The sequence below is a fragment of the Pseudomonas xanthosomatis genome, from assembly GCF_019139835.1.
GTDB lineage: Bacteria > Pseudomonadota > Gammaproteobacteria > Pseudomonadales > Pseudomonadaceae > Aquipseudomonas > Aquipseudomonas fakonensis.
On sequence record NZ_CP077075.1, the window covers coordinates 1,835,411 to 1,852,318 of the forward strand.

Genomic DNA, 16,908 nt, shown 5'->3' on the forward strand with positions numbered 1-16,908 from the left:
TTCACCTGCACCGGCCCTTTCGCGGGCAAGCCCGCTCCCACAGGTACTGCGCTGTGTCGAAACAAGCAGATAACCTGTGGGAGCGGGCTTGCCCGCGAAGGGGCCGGTGCAGGATTAAGCATTTGCTCAGGGCTGTTCGGTCGCCGAATCAGCAACCGGCGCGGGCTTGCCGCGCCCGGCTTCCTGGCGCCAGTGCAGGGCGATCAGGATCAGCGTCGGCACGCCCAGCAGGGCGGTGATCATGAAGAAGTTGTGGTAGCCGAACTTCTCCACCATCACCCCTGAATACCCGCCGATCAAGCGCGGCAACAGCAGCATGATCGAGCTCAAAAGGGCGTATTGGGTCGCCGAGAACTTCAGGTTGGTCAGGCTCGACAGGTAGGCGACGAACGCCGAAGTGGCCATGCCTGAGCTGAAGTTGTCCAGCGAGATGGTCACCACCAGCATTTCCAGGTTCGGGCCCATGTCGGCCAGCATCACGAACAGGATGTTGGTGCCCGCCGAGGCCAGGCCGCCGATGAACAGGATTGGCAGGATACCGAAGCGCACGATCAGCAGGCCGCCGGCACCGGCACCGACCAGGGTCATGATCAGGCCGAAGATCTTGCTGACGCTGGCGATCTGGTCCTTGGTGAAGCCCATGTCGATGTAGAACACGTTGGCCATCACCCCCATGACCGTGTCGGACATGCGGTAGGTGGCGATCAGCCCGAGCAGCAGCAGGGCCTGCCAGCGGTAGCGGGCGATGAAGTCGTTGATCGGCGTGAGCACCGGCGCCAGGCCGCGGCGGCCGAGGCTCGACAGGCAGGCCCAGGTCAGCAGCACGTAGAGGATCAGGCGCAGGAAGGCGCGGTCTTCGAGCAGCAGGTCCAGCGGCGTGGCCTCACCGGAAACCACCGTTGACCAGCCGGTGTTGAACATCTGGGTGAAGCTGGCCGGTACCGACACCAGCAGGATGATCAGCACGAACACCGAAGCCATCTGGTGCATCAGCCCGTAGCGCGCTGCCGACAATTGCGTGCGCAGCGGCACTGGTGGTTCGCGCATCACCAGGGTGGTGAACAGCGCCGGCAGCATCAGCACGCCGAACAGCACGTAAGTGCTGGCCCAGGCCTTGTGCAGGTAGCTGAAACCGGTAGAGCCGAACCATTCGGCGAAGAACAGCGCACCGGCGGTTGCCAGCAGCGCAGCGACCCGGTAGCCGGCCATGTAGCTGGCGGCCAGGGCAGCCTGGCGCTGGTCGTCGGCGATTTCCAGGCGATAGGCATCAACGGCGATGTCCTGGGTGGCCGAGGCGAAGGCCACCAGCACCGCCAGGGCAATCAGCCACGACAGATGCTTTTGCGGGTCGCAAAAGCCCATGCCCAGCAGGCCCACCACCACCAGAATCTGTGAAAGCAGCAGCCACGAGCGGCGCCGGCCCATGCCGCCGAGCAGCGGCAGGCGCCATTGGTCGAGCAGCGGTGACCACACCCACTTGAACGCATAGGCCAGGCCGATCAGGCTGGCGTAGCCGATGGTTTCGCGGGCAACGCCAGCCTCGCGCAACCAGACCGAAAGCGTGGAGAACACCAGCATGTAGGGCAAGCCGGCGGCAAAGCCGAGCAACAACAACACCAAGGTTGACGGGCTGGCATAGGCAGCGAGCGCAGCGCGCCAGGTTTTACGGGGCATGGGCCAACATCTGCCTCAAGTTTGCGAAAACAAAGCGCGCACTCTAACCGCTGTGCTCCATCGGGCGCCAGCCATGGCGCGCCATATCCACACGATTATTGGCTACATTCACGCCCTCTGCGCGCAGCCGCGCGCGCTGTTCGTCGCCGGACGGCGTGCCCGGCGCCAGGCTCAGCCGCCCGCCGGCACCCAGCACCCGGTGCCAGGGCAGGCGGGTGTCGTGGGGCAACTGCCCGAGGGTGCGCCCGACCCAGCGCGCGGCGCGGCCAAGGCCGGCCAGCTCGGCCAGTTGGCCATAGCTGACCACCTTGCCTTCGGGCACCTGGCCCAGCACTGAATACAGCGCCATCCGTCGGGCTTCGGCGCTTTCCGGGGGTGGGGGAGTAAGGGCGGACATCAGAGCATTCCTGGCCTGCGGATGAAACCGGACAGGCGGCGGTGGTGAATGAGAGCGGAACTCATCGGCATGGGCTGGGTCTGTCGTTGCTCAGGGTCGGGGTATCCGGATAATGCCCGGCTTTTTTCATCGAATCGATTCCCATAGTCTGCCTATGTATTCAAAAACCCTGCTGTGCCTCATCGCTGCCACCCTTTGCGCCCCGGCCTTTGCCGATACCGTCTGGATGAAGAACGGCGACCGCTTGAGCGGCAAGATCAAGGTGTTCGACGGCGGCAAGCTGCTGCTCGAAACCCCCTATGGCGGCTCCATCGCCCTGGACTGGAAGCAGGTGCAAACTCTGGAGAGCGACCAGGAGCTGCTGGTCAAGCAGGACGCCTACAGCGGCGAGAAGGCCAAGTCGCTGAAGGCGGCCGAGCCCGGCAAGGTCACGCTAGCCAACGGCGAGGCGCCCAAGACCGTCGATTTGGCCAGCATCGAGCAGATCATGAAGCCGCGCCCGGTGGTCGAGGACCTGATGTGGAAGGGCAACGTCGATGTGGCGATGGACTACAAGCGCGCCGAGAACGATACCGACGACTACGACGTCAGCTTCAAGACCACCGCCCGCCACGGCCGCTGGCGGCACAACGCCGAGGGTGAGTACAACCGCGAGAGCAAGGATGACGTCACCACCACCAACAACTGGAGCGCCGAGTACGCCCTGGACCGCTTCATCACCGAGAAGTGGTTCTGGCAAGGCCGGGCAGAGTACAAGCGCGACCAGATCGAGGACCTGGCCCGCCAGCGCACGGTGGGTACCGGCCCGGGTTACCAGTTCTGGGATGACGAGCTGGGCGCGTTCTCGCTGAGCTCGCTGATCAACCGCAGTGACTTCGAGTACCGCGACGGCGGCAAGGATAACTTCTATTCGGCGTCGGTGAAGTGGGACTACAACCGCTACCTGATCGGCAAGAAGGTCGAGTTCTTCACCACCGGCGAAGTCGGCAAGCCGTTCGGCGGCGTCGCCGACTACACCCTGGATGCCGAGATGGGCCTGCGCTACAAGGTCACCGAATGGGCCTCGCTGAACCTCAAGGCCGAGAAGGACCTGATCAGGGGCACCAGCGACAGCGATCTGGACAAGACCCGCTACACCGCAGGCTTCGGCGTGACCTGGTAAGCGCAGTTACAAGTTCCAAGCCGCAAGCTGCAAGAAAAAGCACGTTGGTTGCAGTGCTTGCTTTTTCTTGTTGCTTGTAGCTTATAGCTTGCAACTGATTCTTGTTCGAGGTTCTTGCCGTGAGTACCAACGCCCTTCGCCCCGCCCGGGAACTGCTGCTCAAGGAGTTTCGCGGCGTGCTGTCTACCCACTCCAAGTCCATGCCCGGCTACCCGTTCGGCTCGGTGGTGCCCTACTGCCTGGACGCCGAGGGCCACCCGGTGATCCTCATCAGCCGCATCGCCCAGCACACCCACAACCTGCAAAAAGACCCCAAGTGCTCGCTGCTGGTGGGGGAGCGCGACGCCGAAGACGTACAAGCGGTGGGCCGCCTGACGGTCATGGCCGAAGCCCGCAAGCTTGCCGACGCCGCCGCCATCGAGGCGGCTGCGGCGCGCTACTACCGCTACTTCCCCGAGTCGGCCAACTACCACAAGGCCCACGATTTCGACTTCTGGGTGCTGCAACCGGTGCGCCACCGCTACATCGGCGGTTTCGGCGCCATCCACTGGCTCGACCAGGTGACTTTGCCCAATCCGTTCGCCGGCAAGGCCGAGACCAGCATGATCGAGCACATGAACAGCGATCACGCCAACGCCATCGCCCATTACGTCGAACTCACCGGCCTGCCGCGCTCAGCAGCGGCCGAGCTGGTCGGCATCGATAGCGAAGGCATGCACCTGCGTATCGGCCAGGGGGTGTACTGGCTGGCCTTCCCGCAAACCTGTAATAACCCGACACAAGTGCGCGAAGCCTTGGTACTGCTGGCCCGCGCCGATCAGTGGCCGGTTGTGCAGGCGGCCGAGGGTTGAAAAAAGCGCAGCGCGCATCCATCTGAAGGTCTTACAGGAAGATTTTCTTCCGTAGAGGAATTGTTGATGCGTGCCTTTCTATTGCTGTTCCTGGTTTTCCCGGTGCTCGAGCTGTTCGTGTTCGTCAAGGTCGCCGGGGCCATCGGTTTCTTTCCGGCGCTGCTGCTGATCATCGCCGGCTCCGCCCTGGGCCTGCTGGTGATGCGCGTGGCGGGCCTTGCCACCGCCCTGCGTGCCCGCGAGAGCCTGCAACGCGGCGAGCTACCCGCCGAGGACATGTTCCAGGGCCTGATGCTGGCGGTCGGCGGCGGCCTGCTGCTGATCCCGGGCTTCATCAGCGACGTGATCGGCCTGTTGTGCCTGCTGCCGTTCAGCCGCCGCCTGGTGGCCAGCAAACTGCGCCAGCGCGCCGAGCAGCAGGCCATGCGCCAGCGTGCGTTCCAGGACGACCCGTTCCAAGCCCAGCCGCGTGATGGCGGCCACCGCCCGAACGTGATCGAGGGCGAGTACGAGCGCCGCGACAAGTAAGGCGTGGTCATGCGTGGGAGCGGGCTTGCCCGCGACGGGGCCAGTTGCCCTGATCGCGTGGCAAGCCCGCTCCCACGATGCATTTTCACACCGTATGAAAAATTTTCGGCAACAAGCCTTGTAATCGAAACGCGCGGCCTCATGTATGTGGTCACCGCAAGGTTTCTGGTGTTTGCACCAGTCATTACCCAGGTGGTTCGCCCAAGGCGGGCCACTCCCGGCAACGCCGGACCGAATCAACCCGCCGGTGTCGATACCGGCCGATGAAAACCACAATTTGGGAGAGATCGACAATGAAGCTTCGTCCTCTGCATGACCGCGTCGTTATCCGTCGCAGCGAAGAAGAATCGAAAACCGCTGGCGGTATCGTCCTGCCAGGTTCGGCCGCTGAAAAGCCAAACCGCGGTGAAATCGTCGCCGTCGGCACTGGTCGCATCCTGGACAACGGCGAAGTGCGCGCACTGGCCGTTAAAGTCGGTGACAAAGTGGTTTTCGGCCCTTACTCGGGCAGCAACACCGTGAAAGTCGATGGCGAAGACCTGCTGGTCATGGCCGAGAACGAAATCCTCGCCGTTATCGAAGGCTGATTTCCCCGACTTCCCGTTACTCCAAAGAATTCCAAGGATTAAACGATCATGGCTGCTAAAGACGTAAAATTCGGCGATTCCGCCCGCAAGAAAATGCTGGTTGGTGTAAACGTACTGGCTGACGCCGTCAAAGCGACCCTCGGCCCGAAAGGCCGCAACGTGGTCCTGGCCAAGAGCTTCGGCGCGCCGACCATCACCAAGGACGGCGTTTCCGTCGCCAAAGAAATCGAGCTGAAAGACGCCTTCGAGAACATGGGCGCCCAGCTGGTCAAGGAAGTTGCTTCCAAGGCCAACGACGCTGCCGGTGACGGCACCACCACCGCGACCGTCCTGGCCCAGGCCATCGTCAACGAAGGCCTGAAAGCCGTCGCTGCCGGCATGAACCCGATGGACCTGAAGCGCGGCATCGACAAGGCCACCGCCGCCGTCGTCGCCGAGCTGAAAAACCTGTCCAAGCCATGCGCCGACTCCAAGGCCATCGCCCAGGTAGGCACCATCTCCGCCAACTCCGACAACTCCATCGGTGAAATCATCGCCGAAGCCATGGAAAAAGTCGGTAAAGAAGGCGTGATCACCGTCGAAGAAGGCTCGGGCCTGGAAAACGAACTGTCCGTCGTGGAAGGCATGCAGTTCGACCGCGGCTACCTGTCGCCGTACTTCGTCAACAAGCCGGACACCATGGTTGCCGAGCTCGAAGGCCCGCTGCTGCTGCTGGTCGACAAGAAGATCTCCAACATCCGTGAACTGCTGCCAGTTCTGGAAGCCGTCGCCAAGGCCGGCCGCCCACTGCTGATCGTTGCCGAAGACGTCGAAGGCGAAGCCCTGGCGACTCTGGTGGTCAACAACATGCGCGGCATCGTCAAGGTTGCTGCGGTCAAGGCCCCGGGCTTTGGCGATCGCCGCAAGGCCATGCTGCAGGACATCGCCGTCCTGACCGGCGGCCAGGTCATCTCCGAAGAAATCGGCCTGTCCCTGGAAACCGCTACCCTGGAGCACCTGGGTAACGCCAAGCGCGTCATCCTGTCCAAGGAAAACACCACCATCATCGACGGTGCTGGCGTTGACGCCGACATCGAAGCACGCGTCAAGCAGATCCGTGCCCAGATCGAAGAGACTTCCTCGGACTACGACCGTGAGAAGCTGCAAGAGCGCCTGGCCAAGCTGGCCGGCGGTGTTGCCGTGATCAAGGTCGGTGCCGGCACCGAAGTTGAAATGAAAGAGAAGAAAGCCCGCGTTGAAGACGCCCTGCACGCTACCCGCGCAGCCGTCGAAGAAGGCGTGGTGCCTGGCGGTGGTGTGGCCCTGGTTCGCGCCCTGGCTGCCATCGTTGACCTCAAAGGCGACAACGAAGACCAGAACGTCGGTATCGCCCTGCTGCGCCGCGCAGTAGAAGCCCCGCTGCGCCAGATCACTGCCAACGCCGGCGACGAGCCAAGCGTTGTTGCCGACAAGGTCAAGCAAGGTTCGGGCAACTACGGCTACAACGCCGCTACCGGCGAATACGGCGACATGATCGAGATGGGCATCCTGGACCCAGCCAAGGTCACCCGTTCGGCCCTGCAAGCTGCAGCTTCGATCGGCGGTCTGATGATCACCACCGAAGCCATGGTTGCCGACCTGCCGGAAGACAAGCCAGCTGGCGGCATGCCAGACATGGGCGGCATGGGTGGCATGGGCGGCATGATGTAAGCCAGCCTTACCCCCAAGCTGTAACAAGAAGCCCCGCCTAGTGCGGGGCTTTTTTATGCCTGTTCGGGCCTCTTCGCGGGTGAACCCGCTCCCACAGATATTGCGCCGCTATTGAAGGCAACGCCGAACCTGTGGGGGGGTTACCCGCGAATCAGGCGACGCTGCGCTCGACGGCTGGCGCTTGCGCCATTCCCCGGCGATACAGCACCAGGTAATAGCAGCCCAGCCCGATCAGCCAGCAGAACACCGCCGTCCAGATGTTGTGCGACAAGAAGTGCGCACCCTGCATCATCCGGCCCACCCCCAGAACCGAACCTGCAACGAACGCCAGCCCCAGTGCCGCCTTGGCCAGGCGTGGCTTGCGGTCACGCAGGACAAAGAACAGCGCGAACAGGCAGAACCCGGTGGCCGCATGGCCGCCGGGCCAGCACAGGCCCGGCTTGTCGGTGGGCGGGCGTGGCTCGAGCAGCTTGCTGTAGGTTTCCTTGCCGCCGAACTGGGTCAGGCTCCACGGGCATTGCACCTGGGTCAGTTGCTTGAGCGGGGTGACGAACGCGGTCGACAGCCCCAGTGCCAGCACCAGGCAGCCCAGCTCGCGGCGCCAGCTGACCAGCTTGCTCCAGAAGAAGCTGGCGATATACCCGGCCACCGCCAGCAGGCTGAACAGGATAACCCCCTGCTTGACCCGGTCATGCAGGATGTTTTCCAGCAGGTAGCTGTGGCGGCCGATGAATTGCCCGGCCGTCTGGTCGAAGAACAGGTCGGCGATGTTCATGTCCAGCGAGGTCTGCTCAAGCAGCAGCAGGGCGACGATGGTGGCGAACGGGATGCCCAGGCAGAGCCAGAGATTGAGCGGGCGAGGGCGGATGGGTTCGGGCATGGTGACTCCACGGTGCGGAAAAAGACCGGGCATTGTCAGCCTGCCGCTATCCTGTGTCCGTGAAGGATCAGTGAAAAATCCGTCAACCGCGGCGAAATTTCCCAAGGGCTGGCACAGTGCAGGCAATGGCCTTAAGCTGCGCCTGCCGCGCCCCGCGAAGGGCCGCACAGGAGACCCCGATGCGCATTCTTTTGGTTGAAGACAACCGCGATATCCTGGCCAACCTGGCCGACTACCTCGGCATGAAAGGCTACACCGTCGATTGCGCCCAGGATGGCTTGTCGGGCCTGCACCTGGCCGCCACCGAGCACTACGACCTGATCGTGCTCGACATCATGCTGCCGGGCATCGACGGCTACACACTGTGCAAGCGCCTGCGCGAAGACGCCCGGCGTGATACCCCGGTGATCATGCTCACCGCCCGCGACCAGCTGGACGACCGCCTGCAGGGCTTCCGCTCCGGCGCCGACGATTACCTGCTCAAGCCGTTCGCCCTGTCCGAGCTTGCCGCGCGCATCGAAGCGGTGCTGCGCCGGGCCCAAGGCGGAGGTCGCCGCACCCTGCAGGTGGCAGACCTGAGCTACGACCTCGACACCCTCGAGGTGACCCGCCAGGGCCGCCTGCTCAAGCTCAACCCGGTCGGCCTCAAGCTGCTGGCGGTGTTGATGCAAAAAAGCCCCCACGTGCTGCGCCGCGAAGTGCTGGAAGAGGCCCTGTGGGGTGATGACTGCCCCGACAGCGACAGCCTGCGCAGCCATGTGCACCAGTTGCGCCAGGTGATCGACAAACCGTTCGACAAACCGCTGCTGCATACCGTCCATGGCGTCGGCTATCGCCTCGCCGAGGGTCGCGATGGAGTTTAAGCAAAGCCTTGCCCAGCGCATCATCATCGCTTTTGCGCTGATGAGCGCGCTGGTGGCCGGCGCCTTCGCCTTCGGCATCGTCGCTACCGTGCACCTGGTCGAGGAGCGGCTGATTTCTTCGGTGCTCGGCGGCGATTTGCAGCGCCTTTTGCGCATGGACAGCGTCAGCGACTGGAGCCACCGCCCGCGCCCTGACCAGTTGTTCTACTTCAGTGGCGGGCGCGACGAGTTCGAGATGCCGCGCGATCTGCGCCACCTGGACCCTGGCTTTCACGAAGTGTTCCGCGACCAGCTGTCGTACCACGCCATGGTCGAGGTCGTCGACGGGCGCCGCTACGTGCTGCTGCAGGACCAAAGCGATTTCGAGGAGCGCGAGCGGGTGCTGTTTGCCGTGGTGGTGGTGGGCTTCGTGCTCAGCCTGGCCCTGGCGACGCTGCTGGGCTGGTTGCTGGCCCGGCGGGTGATGGCGCCGGTGATCCGCCTGGCCCGCCAGGTGCGTCACCGCGACCAGTTGTTGGGCCTCGCGCCGCCGCTGGCACCGGACTATGCGGCGGACGAAGTGGGACAGCTGGCAGTGGCCTTCGACGACACCTTGGGCCGTCTGCGCGATGCCCTGACCCGTGAGCGGCTGTTTACCAGCGACGTCAGCCACGAGTTGCGTACACCCTTGATGGTGCTGGCCACCTCCTGCGAGCTGTTGATCGAGAACCCCAACCTCGACACCCGCTCGCGCAGCCAGGTGGAGCGCATCGCCAGGGCCACCGAAGAAATGCGCGAACTGGTCAAGACCTTCCTGATGCTGGCCCGTGCCCAGCGCGACGAGGGGGCGGTGGCTTCCCAGGCGACCCTGCGCGAGGTGGCCGATGACCTCACCGGTGTTTGGCGCGACACCATCGAGCAGAAGGGCCTGGCGCTGTACTACGACGGCCGCGTCAGTGCCAGCCCGGTGCTGTACAACGCCACCTTCCTGCAATCGGTGATGGGCAACCTGCTGCGCAACGCTGCCCATTACACCGACAGCGGCTATATCCGCCTGAGCCTGCAGAGCGACGGTTTCAGCGTCGAGGACAGCGGTGTGGGCATTCCCGAGGAGCAGCGCGAAGCGATGTTCCGGCCCTTCGTACGCGGCGATGAGCGCCGTGGCGAAGGCTTGGGGCTGGGCTTGTCGCTGGTGCAGCGGATCTGCGACGACCAGGGCTGGCAGGTCACCCTGACCACCACTTTGCCCCATGGCTGCCGTTTCCAGGTCAGCCTGACGCGAGGCCGCGGGGCGTTTCTGGAGGGGGAAAGCGGCAGTGCGGTGTCAGAAACGGATTAACGTTCTGTAGCATTCTTCGCATCGTGTGACGGATTTTTCACATTGGCATGACCTGATTCCAACGCCTGCCTGACTAAGGTGGGCGCACTTGGAGTCAGGAGATGCTCATGCGTAGCCCCATCAAACTCGAATTTTCCGAAAAGTACGACCGCGATCATGCCCGGGAGTACTTCCTCAAGCACCAGGATGGCTTGGCCCGACGCCTGTCTCACAAGCGCGATGAACAACTGGCCCGGCGTGCACTGATGCTGGCCGGCGAGCCGGGTTTGGTGCTCGACCTGCCGTGCGGCGCTGGCCGTTTCTGGCCGCTGCTGGCCGAAAAGCCCAACCGCGTGATCATCGGCGCCGACAACTCCGCCGCGATGATAGAGACAGCCTGTGCGGCACAACCGCCAGAAGTGGTGGCGCGGGTACGCCCTTTGCAAACATCTGCTTTCGCCATCGACCTGCCCGACAACGCCGTGGACAGCATCTTCTGCATGCGCCTGTTCCACCACATTGGCGACGCTGCTCACCGCCAGAAGATTCTTTCAGAATTTCAACGGGTTAGCCGTGACAGTGTGATCGTGTCGCTGTGGGTGGACGGTAACTTCAAGGCCTGGCGGCGGCGCAAGCTGGAAGCGCGACGCAGCGCCAAAAGCGAGCAGGGCAGTTATCAGAACCGCTTTGTGTTACCCGCTGAAACAGTTGAAGAAGAATTTGTGGCAGCCGGTTTCAGAATTCAGGAACGTCTGGACTTCCTGCCGTTCTATGCCATGTGGCGTGTTTACGTATTGCGTAAGGGGTAAAGACGGATGGCGGTAGCGCAGAGTGGGTCCGAGCAATTCGAGTTCTACTGGCAGCAGCAGGGCGAGTGGGTCGAGGAGCCCAACCAGCGCCGTGGCGGCGAGAGCGGCGTGCAGCGCCTGTGCGACGCCAGCGGCCAGTTGTTGTATGCCAAGCGTCAGGTTGGTCATATCTATCGCAGCCTGCTGCACCCGTTCGGGCGGCCCACCGTGCTGCGCGAGCTGGACGCGCTGAACAGTTTCGAACAGCTTGGTGTGCGGGTACCCCGCATCGTCTTTGCCGGCGCCGAGCGCACTGACGACCACCAGTGGCATGCCTTGCTGGTGAGTGAGGCGCTGGACGGTTTCGTCGACCTCGATACCTGGTTTGCCGAGGGCGCCCGGGAGCGTTACCCGCAGGTGGTGCATGAGCGCATGCTCAAGGACCTGGCGGACAACCTGGCGCGCATGCATCTGGGGCATTGGCAGCATGGCTGCCTGTACGGCAAGCATGTGTTCGTCAAGGTGCTGGGCGAGGGCGAGCAGGCGCGGGTCGAGGTGGCCTTGCTGGACCTGGAAAAATGCCGGCGGCGCATCAGTTGCCAGCGGGCGGCCTATAACGACTTGCGTCAGTTGCGCCGCCATTCGTCGTTCGATGATGCGCAGTGGCAAAGCTTGCTCTACTTTTACCAGATGGCGTTTGGCAGCGCTGTCAAAGGGTTAGAGCAATGAAACTAGAAATCGCTCGAGGTTTGTTTCTGGTCGCGGCGCTAGGCGTCACGACGGTGGCCTTTGCGGCCTGGGAGCAGCCGAGAATGAATGTGTTCAGCCAGGGGGAGGTTGCTGGCGCTTGCCCGTTGCCGCGAGTGGCCAGGGTTGAGCAGCAGGCGCGGGTTGAGCCTGATCACGATATTTTGTTGTTTTTGTTTGGGATGAGGCAGGGGTTGCGGCCGTTTGGCTGATTGGGTTTCTGCTGGTTGGGCGCCAGGGGCTTAGGTTTGATTCGGGCTTCTGGCGTTTGTGTTTTTGAGGTTTCGTTGTTTGTTGGTCTGTTGGTCTGTTGGTCTGTTGGTTTTGAAAGTTGTATGCGCATTCATTATTTGTAGTGACGCTTATTCACCTTTCCGCCCTTACGGCGGCTCACTTTTTGAGGGATCAAAAAGTAAGCAAAAAATCCTCGCTCCATTCATACGGCCCCTACGCTTCGCTCCGGGGTTCCCTCACTCCGGGCTTGCTCCGGGGGTACGCGCCGACGGGCCGTCCCTGGCCCGATCGGCGCTCGACCGGCATCCATGCCGGTCGCCCCCCTACGCAATCCCTGCGTTCGGCCTCCTGAAGTCGCGAAGTTAGGGGCGGCGCCTGTAAGTACGCAGCTCGGTCGCTAGTTGCCACCGTGGGACCTCAGGATTTAATCGCGGGGCAAGCTCCCACGCTTGAGTTTGGTACGCACAATTAACGTGGGAGCAGGCTTGCCCCGAACACATCAATAACAATCAAACCAACATCTCAGCTCTTGATGTGGCTCTTGATGTGGCTCTTGATCTTGCTTCTAAGCGCGCAATAGCCCAGACAACACAAATCGCGACTTCAGGAGGCCGAGCGTAGGGATTGCGTAGGAGGGCGACCGGCATGGATGCCGGTCGAGCGCCGATCGGGCCAGGGAGGGCCCGTCGGCGCGTACCTCCGGAGCAAGCCCGGAGCGAGGGAACCCCCGAAGCGCAGCGTAGGGGGCCGGATGATAGGAGCAGGCGGTTTTGCCTACTTTTGCCAAGACAAAAGTAGGCCGCCGTAAGGGCGGAAAGGTGACGAAAAGCGCTCATCGTCAATGAATGCGCATACATCTCTACAGGCAATCACCCTGACTTACGAACCCGAACCCGAACCCGAACCCTCCCGATGCCCCAAAACCATATAAACACAAGGCAAAACAAACAACGTAAACAAGGTCCCCACCGACATCCCGGTAGCAATCACCACCCCGATATCAAACCGGCTCACCGCCCCAGCCCCCGTAGCCAAAATCAACGGCAGCATGCCAAACACCATGGCCGCCGTGGTCATCAGCACCGGCCGCAAGCGTATCGCCGCCGCTTCCTCGATCGCCTCGCGCACCCCCAGCCCCTTCTCCTCACGCAACTGGTTGGCAAACTCGACAATCAGAATCCCGTGCTTGGTAATCAGCCCGATCAAGGTCACCAACCCCACCTGGGTGTAGATGTTCATGCTCGACACCCCCAAAAACAGCGGCAACAACGCCCCGCAAATGGACAACGGCACCGTCACCAGAATCACCAAGGGGTCACGGAAGCTCTCGAACTGCGCCGCCAGCACCAGGAAGATGATCGCCAGGGCCAGCCCGAAGGTCATCCACAGCGCGTTACCCTCCTGCACAAACTGCCGCGCAGTACCCGCATAGTCGATGGAGAAACCCTCGGGCGCCTCCTCGCGGGCAATGGCGCGCACCGTGTCCAAGGCTTCGCCCATGCTCACCAGCGGGAAGCCCTGAATGATCGCCGAATTGAGCTGCTGGAACTGGTTAAGCTGGCGCGGCCGGGCGCGGTCGCTGAGGGTGATCAGGGTCGACAGCGGCAGTAACTGGCCCTGCTCGTTCTTCACGTAGTAGTTGTTCAGCCAGCCGGGGTTGGCCCGGTAGGGGCGCTCCACCTGGGCGATCACCTTGTAGCTGCGCCCCTCCAGGGTGAAGCGGTTGATCTCGGCCTCCCCCAGCAGCGTCGCCAGGGTGCTGCCGAGGGTGTCCATCGACACCCCCATCTGCGCAGCCTTGGCGCGGTCCACATCGACCATCACCTCCGGCTTGTCAAAGGCCAGGTCAATGTCGAGGAAGGCGAACTTGCCCGAAGCCTGGGCGCGTTCCTTGACCCGCTGGGCCACCTCCAGCAAGGCCGGGTAGTCGCCGGCGGTGTTGATCACGAACTGGAACGGCAGGCCCTCGCCGGTGCCCGGCAGCGACGGCAGGTTGAAGCCGAAAATCTGCAACCCGCCAATCTTCTCAAGCTCTGCCTGCACCAGCGGCAGCAGTTGCATTTGCGTGCGCTCGCGCTCGTTCCACGGCTTGAGCAGAAAGCCGCCGATGCCGCTTTGCACGCCATTGAACCCGTTGATCTGGAACGACGAGTAGTATTCCGGGAAGCGCTTGAAAATCGGCGTGAACTGGTCGGTGTAGGCGTTCAGGTAATCCAGGTTGGCAGTCTGCGGCGAGCTGCTCATCATGAAGATCACACCCTGGTCTTCGTCCGGGGCCAGTTCGTTGCGGGTGAACATCAGCAGCACCGGGATCAGGCACAGAATCAGTACGGCGAACACCAGCACCACCGGGCGGCTGTCCAGGGTGCCGTGCAGCAGGCGCTGGTAGCGTTGCTTGAGCTTGTCGAAAATCAAATCCAGGCGATGGGCCAGGCCGCCGGGGTTCTGCTCGCGGCGCAGCAGCAAGGCGCACATCATCGGCGACAGCGTCAGCGCCACTACGCCGGAGATGATCACTGCCCCGGCCAGGGTCAGGGCGAACTCCTTGAACAGCGCGCCGGTCAGCCCGGTGAGAAACCCGATAGGGGCATACACCGCCGCCAGGGTGATGGTCATCGACACCACCGGCAGGGCGATTTCCCGGGCTCCTTCCAGCGCCGCCTCGAACGGTGACTTGCCCTCCTCGATATGCCGGTGGATGTTCTCCACCACCACGATGGCGTCGTCTACCACCAGGCCGATGGCCAGCACCATGGCCAACAGCGTCAGCAGGTTCAGCGAGTAGCCCATCATCTGCATGAAAAACAGCACGCCGATCATCGACAGCGGAATGGTCACCACCGGAATCAGCACCGAGCGCAGCGCGCCGAGGAACAGGAACACCACCACGATGACGATCAGCACCGCCTCGCCGAGGGTCTTGATCACCTCGTCGATGGACGCCTGGATGAACAGCGTGGCGTCGTAGGCAATCGACACCTTAAGGCTCGATGGCAACTGTTCCTCAAGCTGCGGCATGATCCGCCGCACCTCCTTGATCACCTCCAGCGGGTTGGCCGCCGGGGTGGCCTTGATGCCGATGTACACCGACGGCGTGCCGTCGAACGAGCTGACCGTGTCGTAGTTTTCGGCGCCCATCTCGATGCGCGCCACATCCCCCAGCAGCACCCGGCTGTCGCCGTTGGTCTTGACCGGCAGGGCGGCAAAGGCCTCGGCAGATTTCAGCTCGGTGGTGGCGTTGATGCTGGTGACCACGTACTCGCCCTTCACCTCGCCTGCGGCGGCGAGGAAGTTGTAGCGGCGCACGGCGCTGGTCACGTCGGTGGCCGAAAGGCCGAAGCCTGCCAGCTTCACCGGGTCGATCCACAGGCGCATGGCGAACACCTGGTTGCCGAGAATCTCTGCCTCGGCCATGCCGGGCAGTGTGGCCAGCTTGGGCTGGATCACCCGCGACAGGTAGTCGGTGATCTGCGGGTTGCTCATTTCGGTGCTGTAGAAGCTGATGTACATCAGCGCCGAGGCATCGGCCGCCTCCTTGCTCAGCACCGGGTCCTCAGCGTCCTGGGGCAGTTTGTTGCGCACCTCGTTGGCCTTGGCCAGCAGTTGCGTGAACAGCCGGTCGCTGTCGGCGCCGATGCGTGCGTAGACCGAAATCACCGAGAAGTTCTGCCGGCTCACCGAGGTCATGTAGTCGATGCCGTCGGCACTGGCCAGGCTCTGTTGCAGCGGCTGGGTGATGTAGCCCTGGATGGTTTCGGCATTGGCCCCGGGGTAGGCGGTGGTGACGGTGATCAGGGCGTTTTCCATTTGCGGGTACTGGCGGATCTGCAGCTTGCTCCAGGCCTGCAAACCCAGCAGCAAGATCAGCAGGCTGACCACGCTGGCCAGTACCGGGCGGCGGATGAACGGGTCGGTGAATGCCATGCCGGCCCCCTCAGTCGGCGCCGGGCGCGGCAGGTTTGAGGGCCGCGTCCTCGCTGATGCGTACAGAGGCGCCGGGGCTCAGCTTGAGTTGGCCGGCAGTCACCACCTGGTCACCGGCCTGCAAGCCCTTGCTCACCACCACCCAGCCGTCGCGGCGCTCGCCGGTTTGCACGGTGCGCTGTTCGACCGCCAGCTGCGGTTTGCCCTCTGCGGTGCTTTCCGGCTGGCCGTCCTTGCCCTTCTTCGGGCCGATGACGTACACCGAATTGCCGTACAGGGTGTAGGTGATGGCGTTTTCCGGCACCACCACCTGCGGTTGCGGGCCGGGCAGCAGCAGTTGCAGGCTGGCGAACATGCCGGGCAACAGCTTGCCGTCGGGGTTGGCCAGGGTGGCGCGTACCAGCAGGTTGCGGGTGCTTTCCTCGACCTTGGGGTTGATCGCGCTGAGGCTGGCGGGGAAGGTCTGGCCTGGGTAGGCGGCCACCTGCACCAGCACCTGCTGGCCCAGGCTCAGGTGCGGCAGTGCCTGCTCGGGCACGTTGAAGTCGACGTAGAGGCTGGACAGATCCTGCAGGGTGGCGATCACCGTGCCGCTGGCCAGATAAGCGCCGACATCCACCTGGCGGATGCCGATGGTGCCGCTGAACGGCGCGCTGATGCTCTTTTTCGCCAATGACGCCTTGAGCTGCTCGACCACCGCCTGGTTGCGCCGGTACTGCGAGGTCAGGCGGTCGTACTCGCCGCGGGAAATCGCCGAGTCGCCCACCAGCTGGCTGCCGCGGCCAAAGTCCACCTTGGCCAGCCCCAGGTCGGCCTGGGCAGTACCCAGCAGTGCGGTTTCCTGGTCGTTGTCCAGTTGCAGCAGCAGTTGCCCGGCCTTGACCTGCTGGCCCGACTCAAAATGCAGCGACTTGACCGTGCCCGACACCTCCAGGCTCAGCTCCACGCCCTGGAAGGCCTTGAGGCTGCCCACCGCCGGCAGGCGCTCCTGCCACTGGCGCAGTTGGGCCTGGGCCGCGGCGATGCTGACCGGTGGCTTGGGCTTGGAAAACATCTGCACTTGCTGGTAGATCGAGAAGCCCTTGATGCCCCCCAGAATCAGCACGACCAGCAAGACGATGGCCAACATGATCAGCATGCGGCGGCGCAACATGGTCCGGTTCCCTGGATGCGTAACGGGTTATGGATTACGCACGGTCACGGGCGATCCTGCCTACATGCGTTGGAGGAAAGTATTGTCGAGATTTCTGAAAAGGGGAGGGGCAGGTAGAAGGTGCCGATTCAACG

15 protein-coding genes are annotated in these 16,908 nt (G+C 63.1%); 10 read left to right on the forward strand and 5 right to left on the reverse strand.

The window, feature by feature from the left end:
• Window positions 1-126: 126 nt before the first annotated feature.
• Together KSS93_RS08200 and KSS93_RS08205 are read right to left on the reverse strand one after the other, a co-directional pair.
• Window positions 127-1,674, reverse strand: a complete 1,548-nt coding sequence (locus KSS93_RS08200; RefSeq protein ID WP_217887854.1) for an AmpG family muropeptide MFS transporter — start codon at window positions 1,672-1,674, stop codon at window positions 127-129.
• A gap of 43 nt (window positions 1,675-1,717) precedes the next feature.
• Entirely contained in the window at window positions 1,718-2,071 is a 354-nt protein-coding gene (locus KSS93_RS08205) for an MGMT family protein (RefSeq protein WP_217887855.1), read from the reverse strand.
• Between the two features lie 154 nt (window positions 2,072-2,225).
• Here KSS93_RS08205 and KSS93_RS08210 point away from each other — a divergent pair, with 154 nt between their 5' ends.
• From KSS93_RS08210 to groL, 5 genes are all read left to right on the forward strand, one after another.
• The gene (locus tag KSS93_RS08210; RefSeq protein WP_217887856.1) at window positions 2,226-3,233 is read left to right on the forward strand and encodes a DUF481 domain-containing protein; all 1,008 of its coding nucleotides are present in this window, start codon (window positions 2,226-2,228) and stop codon (window positions 3,231-3,233) included.
• A gap of 119 nt (window positions 3,234-3,352) precedes the next feature.
• Window positions 3,353-4,084: a HugZ family pyridoxamine 5'-phosphate oxidase gene (locus tag KSS93_RS08215; protein ID WP_217887857.1), complete on the forward strand. Its 732-nt coding sequence runs from the start codon at window positions 3,353-3,355 to the stop codon at window positions 4,082-4,084.
• A gap of 66 nt (window positions 4,085-4,150) precedes the next feature.
• Entirely contained in the window at window positions 4,151-4,612 is a 462-nt protein-coding gene (locus KSS93_RS08220; RefSeq protein WP_217887858.1) for an FxsA family protein, read from the forward strand.
• A 293-nt stretch (window positions 4,613-4,905) separates the two neighbouring features.
• Window positions 4,906-5,199 carry a co-chaperone GroES gene (locus tag KSS93_RS08225; RefSeq protein ID WP_009050540.1) on the forward strand — a complete coding sequence of 98 codons (294 nt, stop codon included), beginning with the start codon at window positions 4,906-4,908 and terminating at the stop codon, window positions 5,197-5,199.
• A gap of 48 nt (window positions 5,200-5,247) precedes the next feature.
• Window positions 5,248-6,888: a chaperonin GroEL gene (gene groL, locus KSS93_RS08230; protein WP_217841935.1), complete on the forward strand. Its 1,641-nt coding sequence runs from the start codon at window positions 5,248-5,250 to the stop codon at window positions 6,886-6,888.
• A gap of 151 nt (window positions 6,889-7,039) precedes the next feature.
• On the opposite strand, the gene KSS93_RS08235 is transcribed toward groL, so the two are convergent.
• The gene (locus tag KSS93_RS08235) at window positions 7,040-7,768 is read right to left on the reverse strand and encodes a phosphatase PAP2 family protein (protein ID WP_217887859.1); all 729 of its coding nucleotides are present in this window, start codon (window positions 7,766-7,768) and stop codon (window positions 7,040-7,042) included.
• Window positions 7,769-7,947: 179 nt separating this feature from the next.
• On the opposite strand from KSS93_RS08235, the gene colR reads away from it, so the two are divergent.
• The 5 genes from colR to KSS93_RS08260 all read left to right on the forward strand — a co-directional run bounded on the left by colR (window position 7,948) and on the right by KSS93_RS08260 (window position 11,675).
• A complete protein-coding gene (colR, locus tag KSS93_RS08240) occupies window positions 7,948-8,631 on the forward strand; it encodes a two-component system response regulator ColR (RefSeq protein WP_028689695.1) in 684 nt (227 codons plus the stop codon).
• Complete coding sequence (locus KSS93_RS08245) at window positions 8,621-9,949, forward strand: sensor histidine kinase (RefSeq protein WP_217887860.1); 1,329 nt, start codon at window positions 8,621-8,623, stop codon at window positions 9,947-9,949. Before colR ends, KSS93_RS08245 begins: the two co-directional genes overlap by 11 nt.
• A gap of 107 nt (window positions 9,950-10,056) precedes the next feature.
• Window positions 10,057-10,737 (forward strand): class I SAM-dependent methyltransferase, encoded by a 681-nt coding sequence (locus tag KSS93_RS08250; protein WP_217841938.1) that lies wholly within the window; start codon window positions 10,057-10,059, stop codon window positions 10,735-10,737.
• Window positions 10,738-10,743: 6 nt separating this feature from the next.
• On the forward strand, window positions 10,744-11,445 hold the full coding sequence (locus KSS93_RS08255; protein WP_217887861.1) for a lipopolysaccharide kinase InaA family protein: 702 nt from the start codon (window positions 10,744-10,746) through the stop codon (window positions 11,443-11,445).
• Window positions 11,442-11,675: a hypothetical protein gene (locus KSS93_RS08260; RefSeq protein WP_217887862.1), complete on the forward strand. Its 234-nt coding sequence runs from the start codon at window positions 11,442-11,444 to the stop codon at window positions 11,673-11,675. Before KSS93_RS08255 ends, KSS93_RS08260 begins: the two co-directional genes overlap by 4 nt.
• 901 nt (window positions 11,676-12,576) lie before the next feature.
• Here the strand turns inward: KSS93_RS08260 and KSS93_RS08265 are convergent.
• Window positions 12,577-15,621 carry a multidrug efflux RND transporter permease subunit gene (locus KSS93_RS08265; protein WP_217887863.1) on the reverse strand — a complete coding sequence of 1,015 codons (3,045 nt, stop codon included), beginning with the start codon at window positions 15,619-15,621 and terminating at the stop codon, window positions 12,577-12,579.
• A 10-nt stretch (window positions 15,622-15,631) separates the two neighbouring features.
• Complete coding sequence (locus KSS93_RS08270; protein WP_217887864.1) at window positions 15,632-16,774, reverse strand: efflux RND transporter periplasmic adaptor subunit; 1,143 nt, start codon at window positions 16,772-16,774, stop codon at window positions 15,632-15,634.
• Between the last annotated feature and the right edge of the window lie 134 nt (window positions 16,775-16,908).

Bases quoted from the DNA above. Each gene is read 5' to 3' on its own strand.
- KSS93_RS08200 (WP_217887854.1), bottom strand. From the start codon at position 1,674: ATGCCCCGTAAAACCTGGCGCGCTGCGCTCGCTGCCTATGCCAGCCCG.
- KSS93_RS08250 (WP_217841938.1), top strand. From the start codon at position 10,057: ATGCGTAGCCCCATCAAACTCGAATTTTCCGAAAAGTACGACCGCGAT.
- KSS93_RS08225 (WP_009050540.1), top strand. From the start codon at position 4,906: ATGAAGCTTCGTCCTCTGCATGACCGCGTCGTTATCCGTCGCAGCGAA.
- KSS93_RS08245 (WP_217887860.1), top strand. From the start codon at position 8,621: ATGGAGTTTAAGCAAAGCCTTGCCCAGCGCATCATCATCGCTTTTGCG.
- groL (WP_217841935.1), top strand. From the start codon at position 5,248: ATGGCTGCTAAAGACGTAAAATTCGGCGATTCCGCCCGCAAGAAAATG.
- KSS93_RS08220 (WP_217887858.1), top strand. From the start codon at position 4,151: ATGCGTGCCTTTCTATTGCTGTTCCTGGTTTTCCCGGTGCTCGAGCTG.
- KSS93_RS08255 (WP_217887861.1), top strand. From the start codon at position 10,744: ATGGCGGTAGCGCAGAGTGGGTCCGAGCAATTCGAGTTCTACTGGCAG.
- KSS93_RS08260 (WP_217887862.1), top strand. From the start codon at position 11,442: ATGAAACTAGAAATCGCTCGAGGTTTGTTTCTGGTCGCGGCGCTAGGC.
- KSS93_RS08270 (WP_217887864.1), bottom strand. From the start codon at position 16,774: ATGTTGCGCCGCCGCATGCTGATCATGTTGGCCATCGTCTTGCTGGTC.
- KSS93_RS08265 (WP_217887863.1), bottom strand. From the start codon at position 15,621: ATGGCATTCACCGACCCGTTCATCCGCCGCCCGGTACTGGCCAGCGTG.
- KSS93_RS08210 (WP_217887856.1), top strand. From the start codon at position 2,226: ATGTATTCAAAAACCCTGCTGTGCCTCATCGCTGCCACCCTTTGCGCC.
- KSS93_RS08235 (WP_217887859.1), bottom strand. From the start codon at position 7,768: ATGCCCGAACCCATCCGCCCTCGCCCGCTCAATCTCTGGCTCTGCCTG.
- colR (WP_028689695.1), top strand. From the start codon at position 7,948: ATGCGCATTCTTTTGGTTGAAGACAACCGCGATATCCTGGCCAACCTG.
- KSS93_RS08205 (WP_217887855.1), bottom strand. From the start codon at position 2,071: ATGTCCGCCCTTACTCCCCCACCCCCGGAAAGCGCCGAAGCCCGACGG.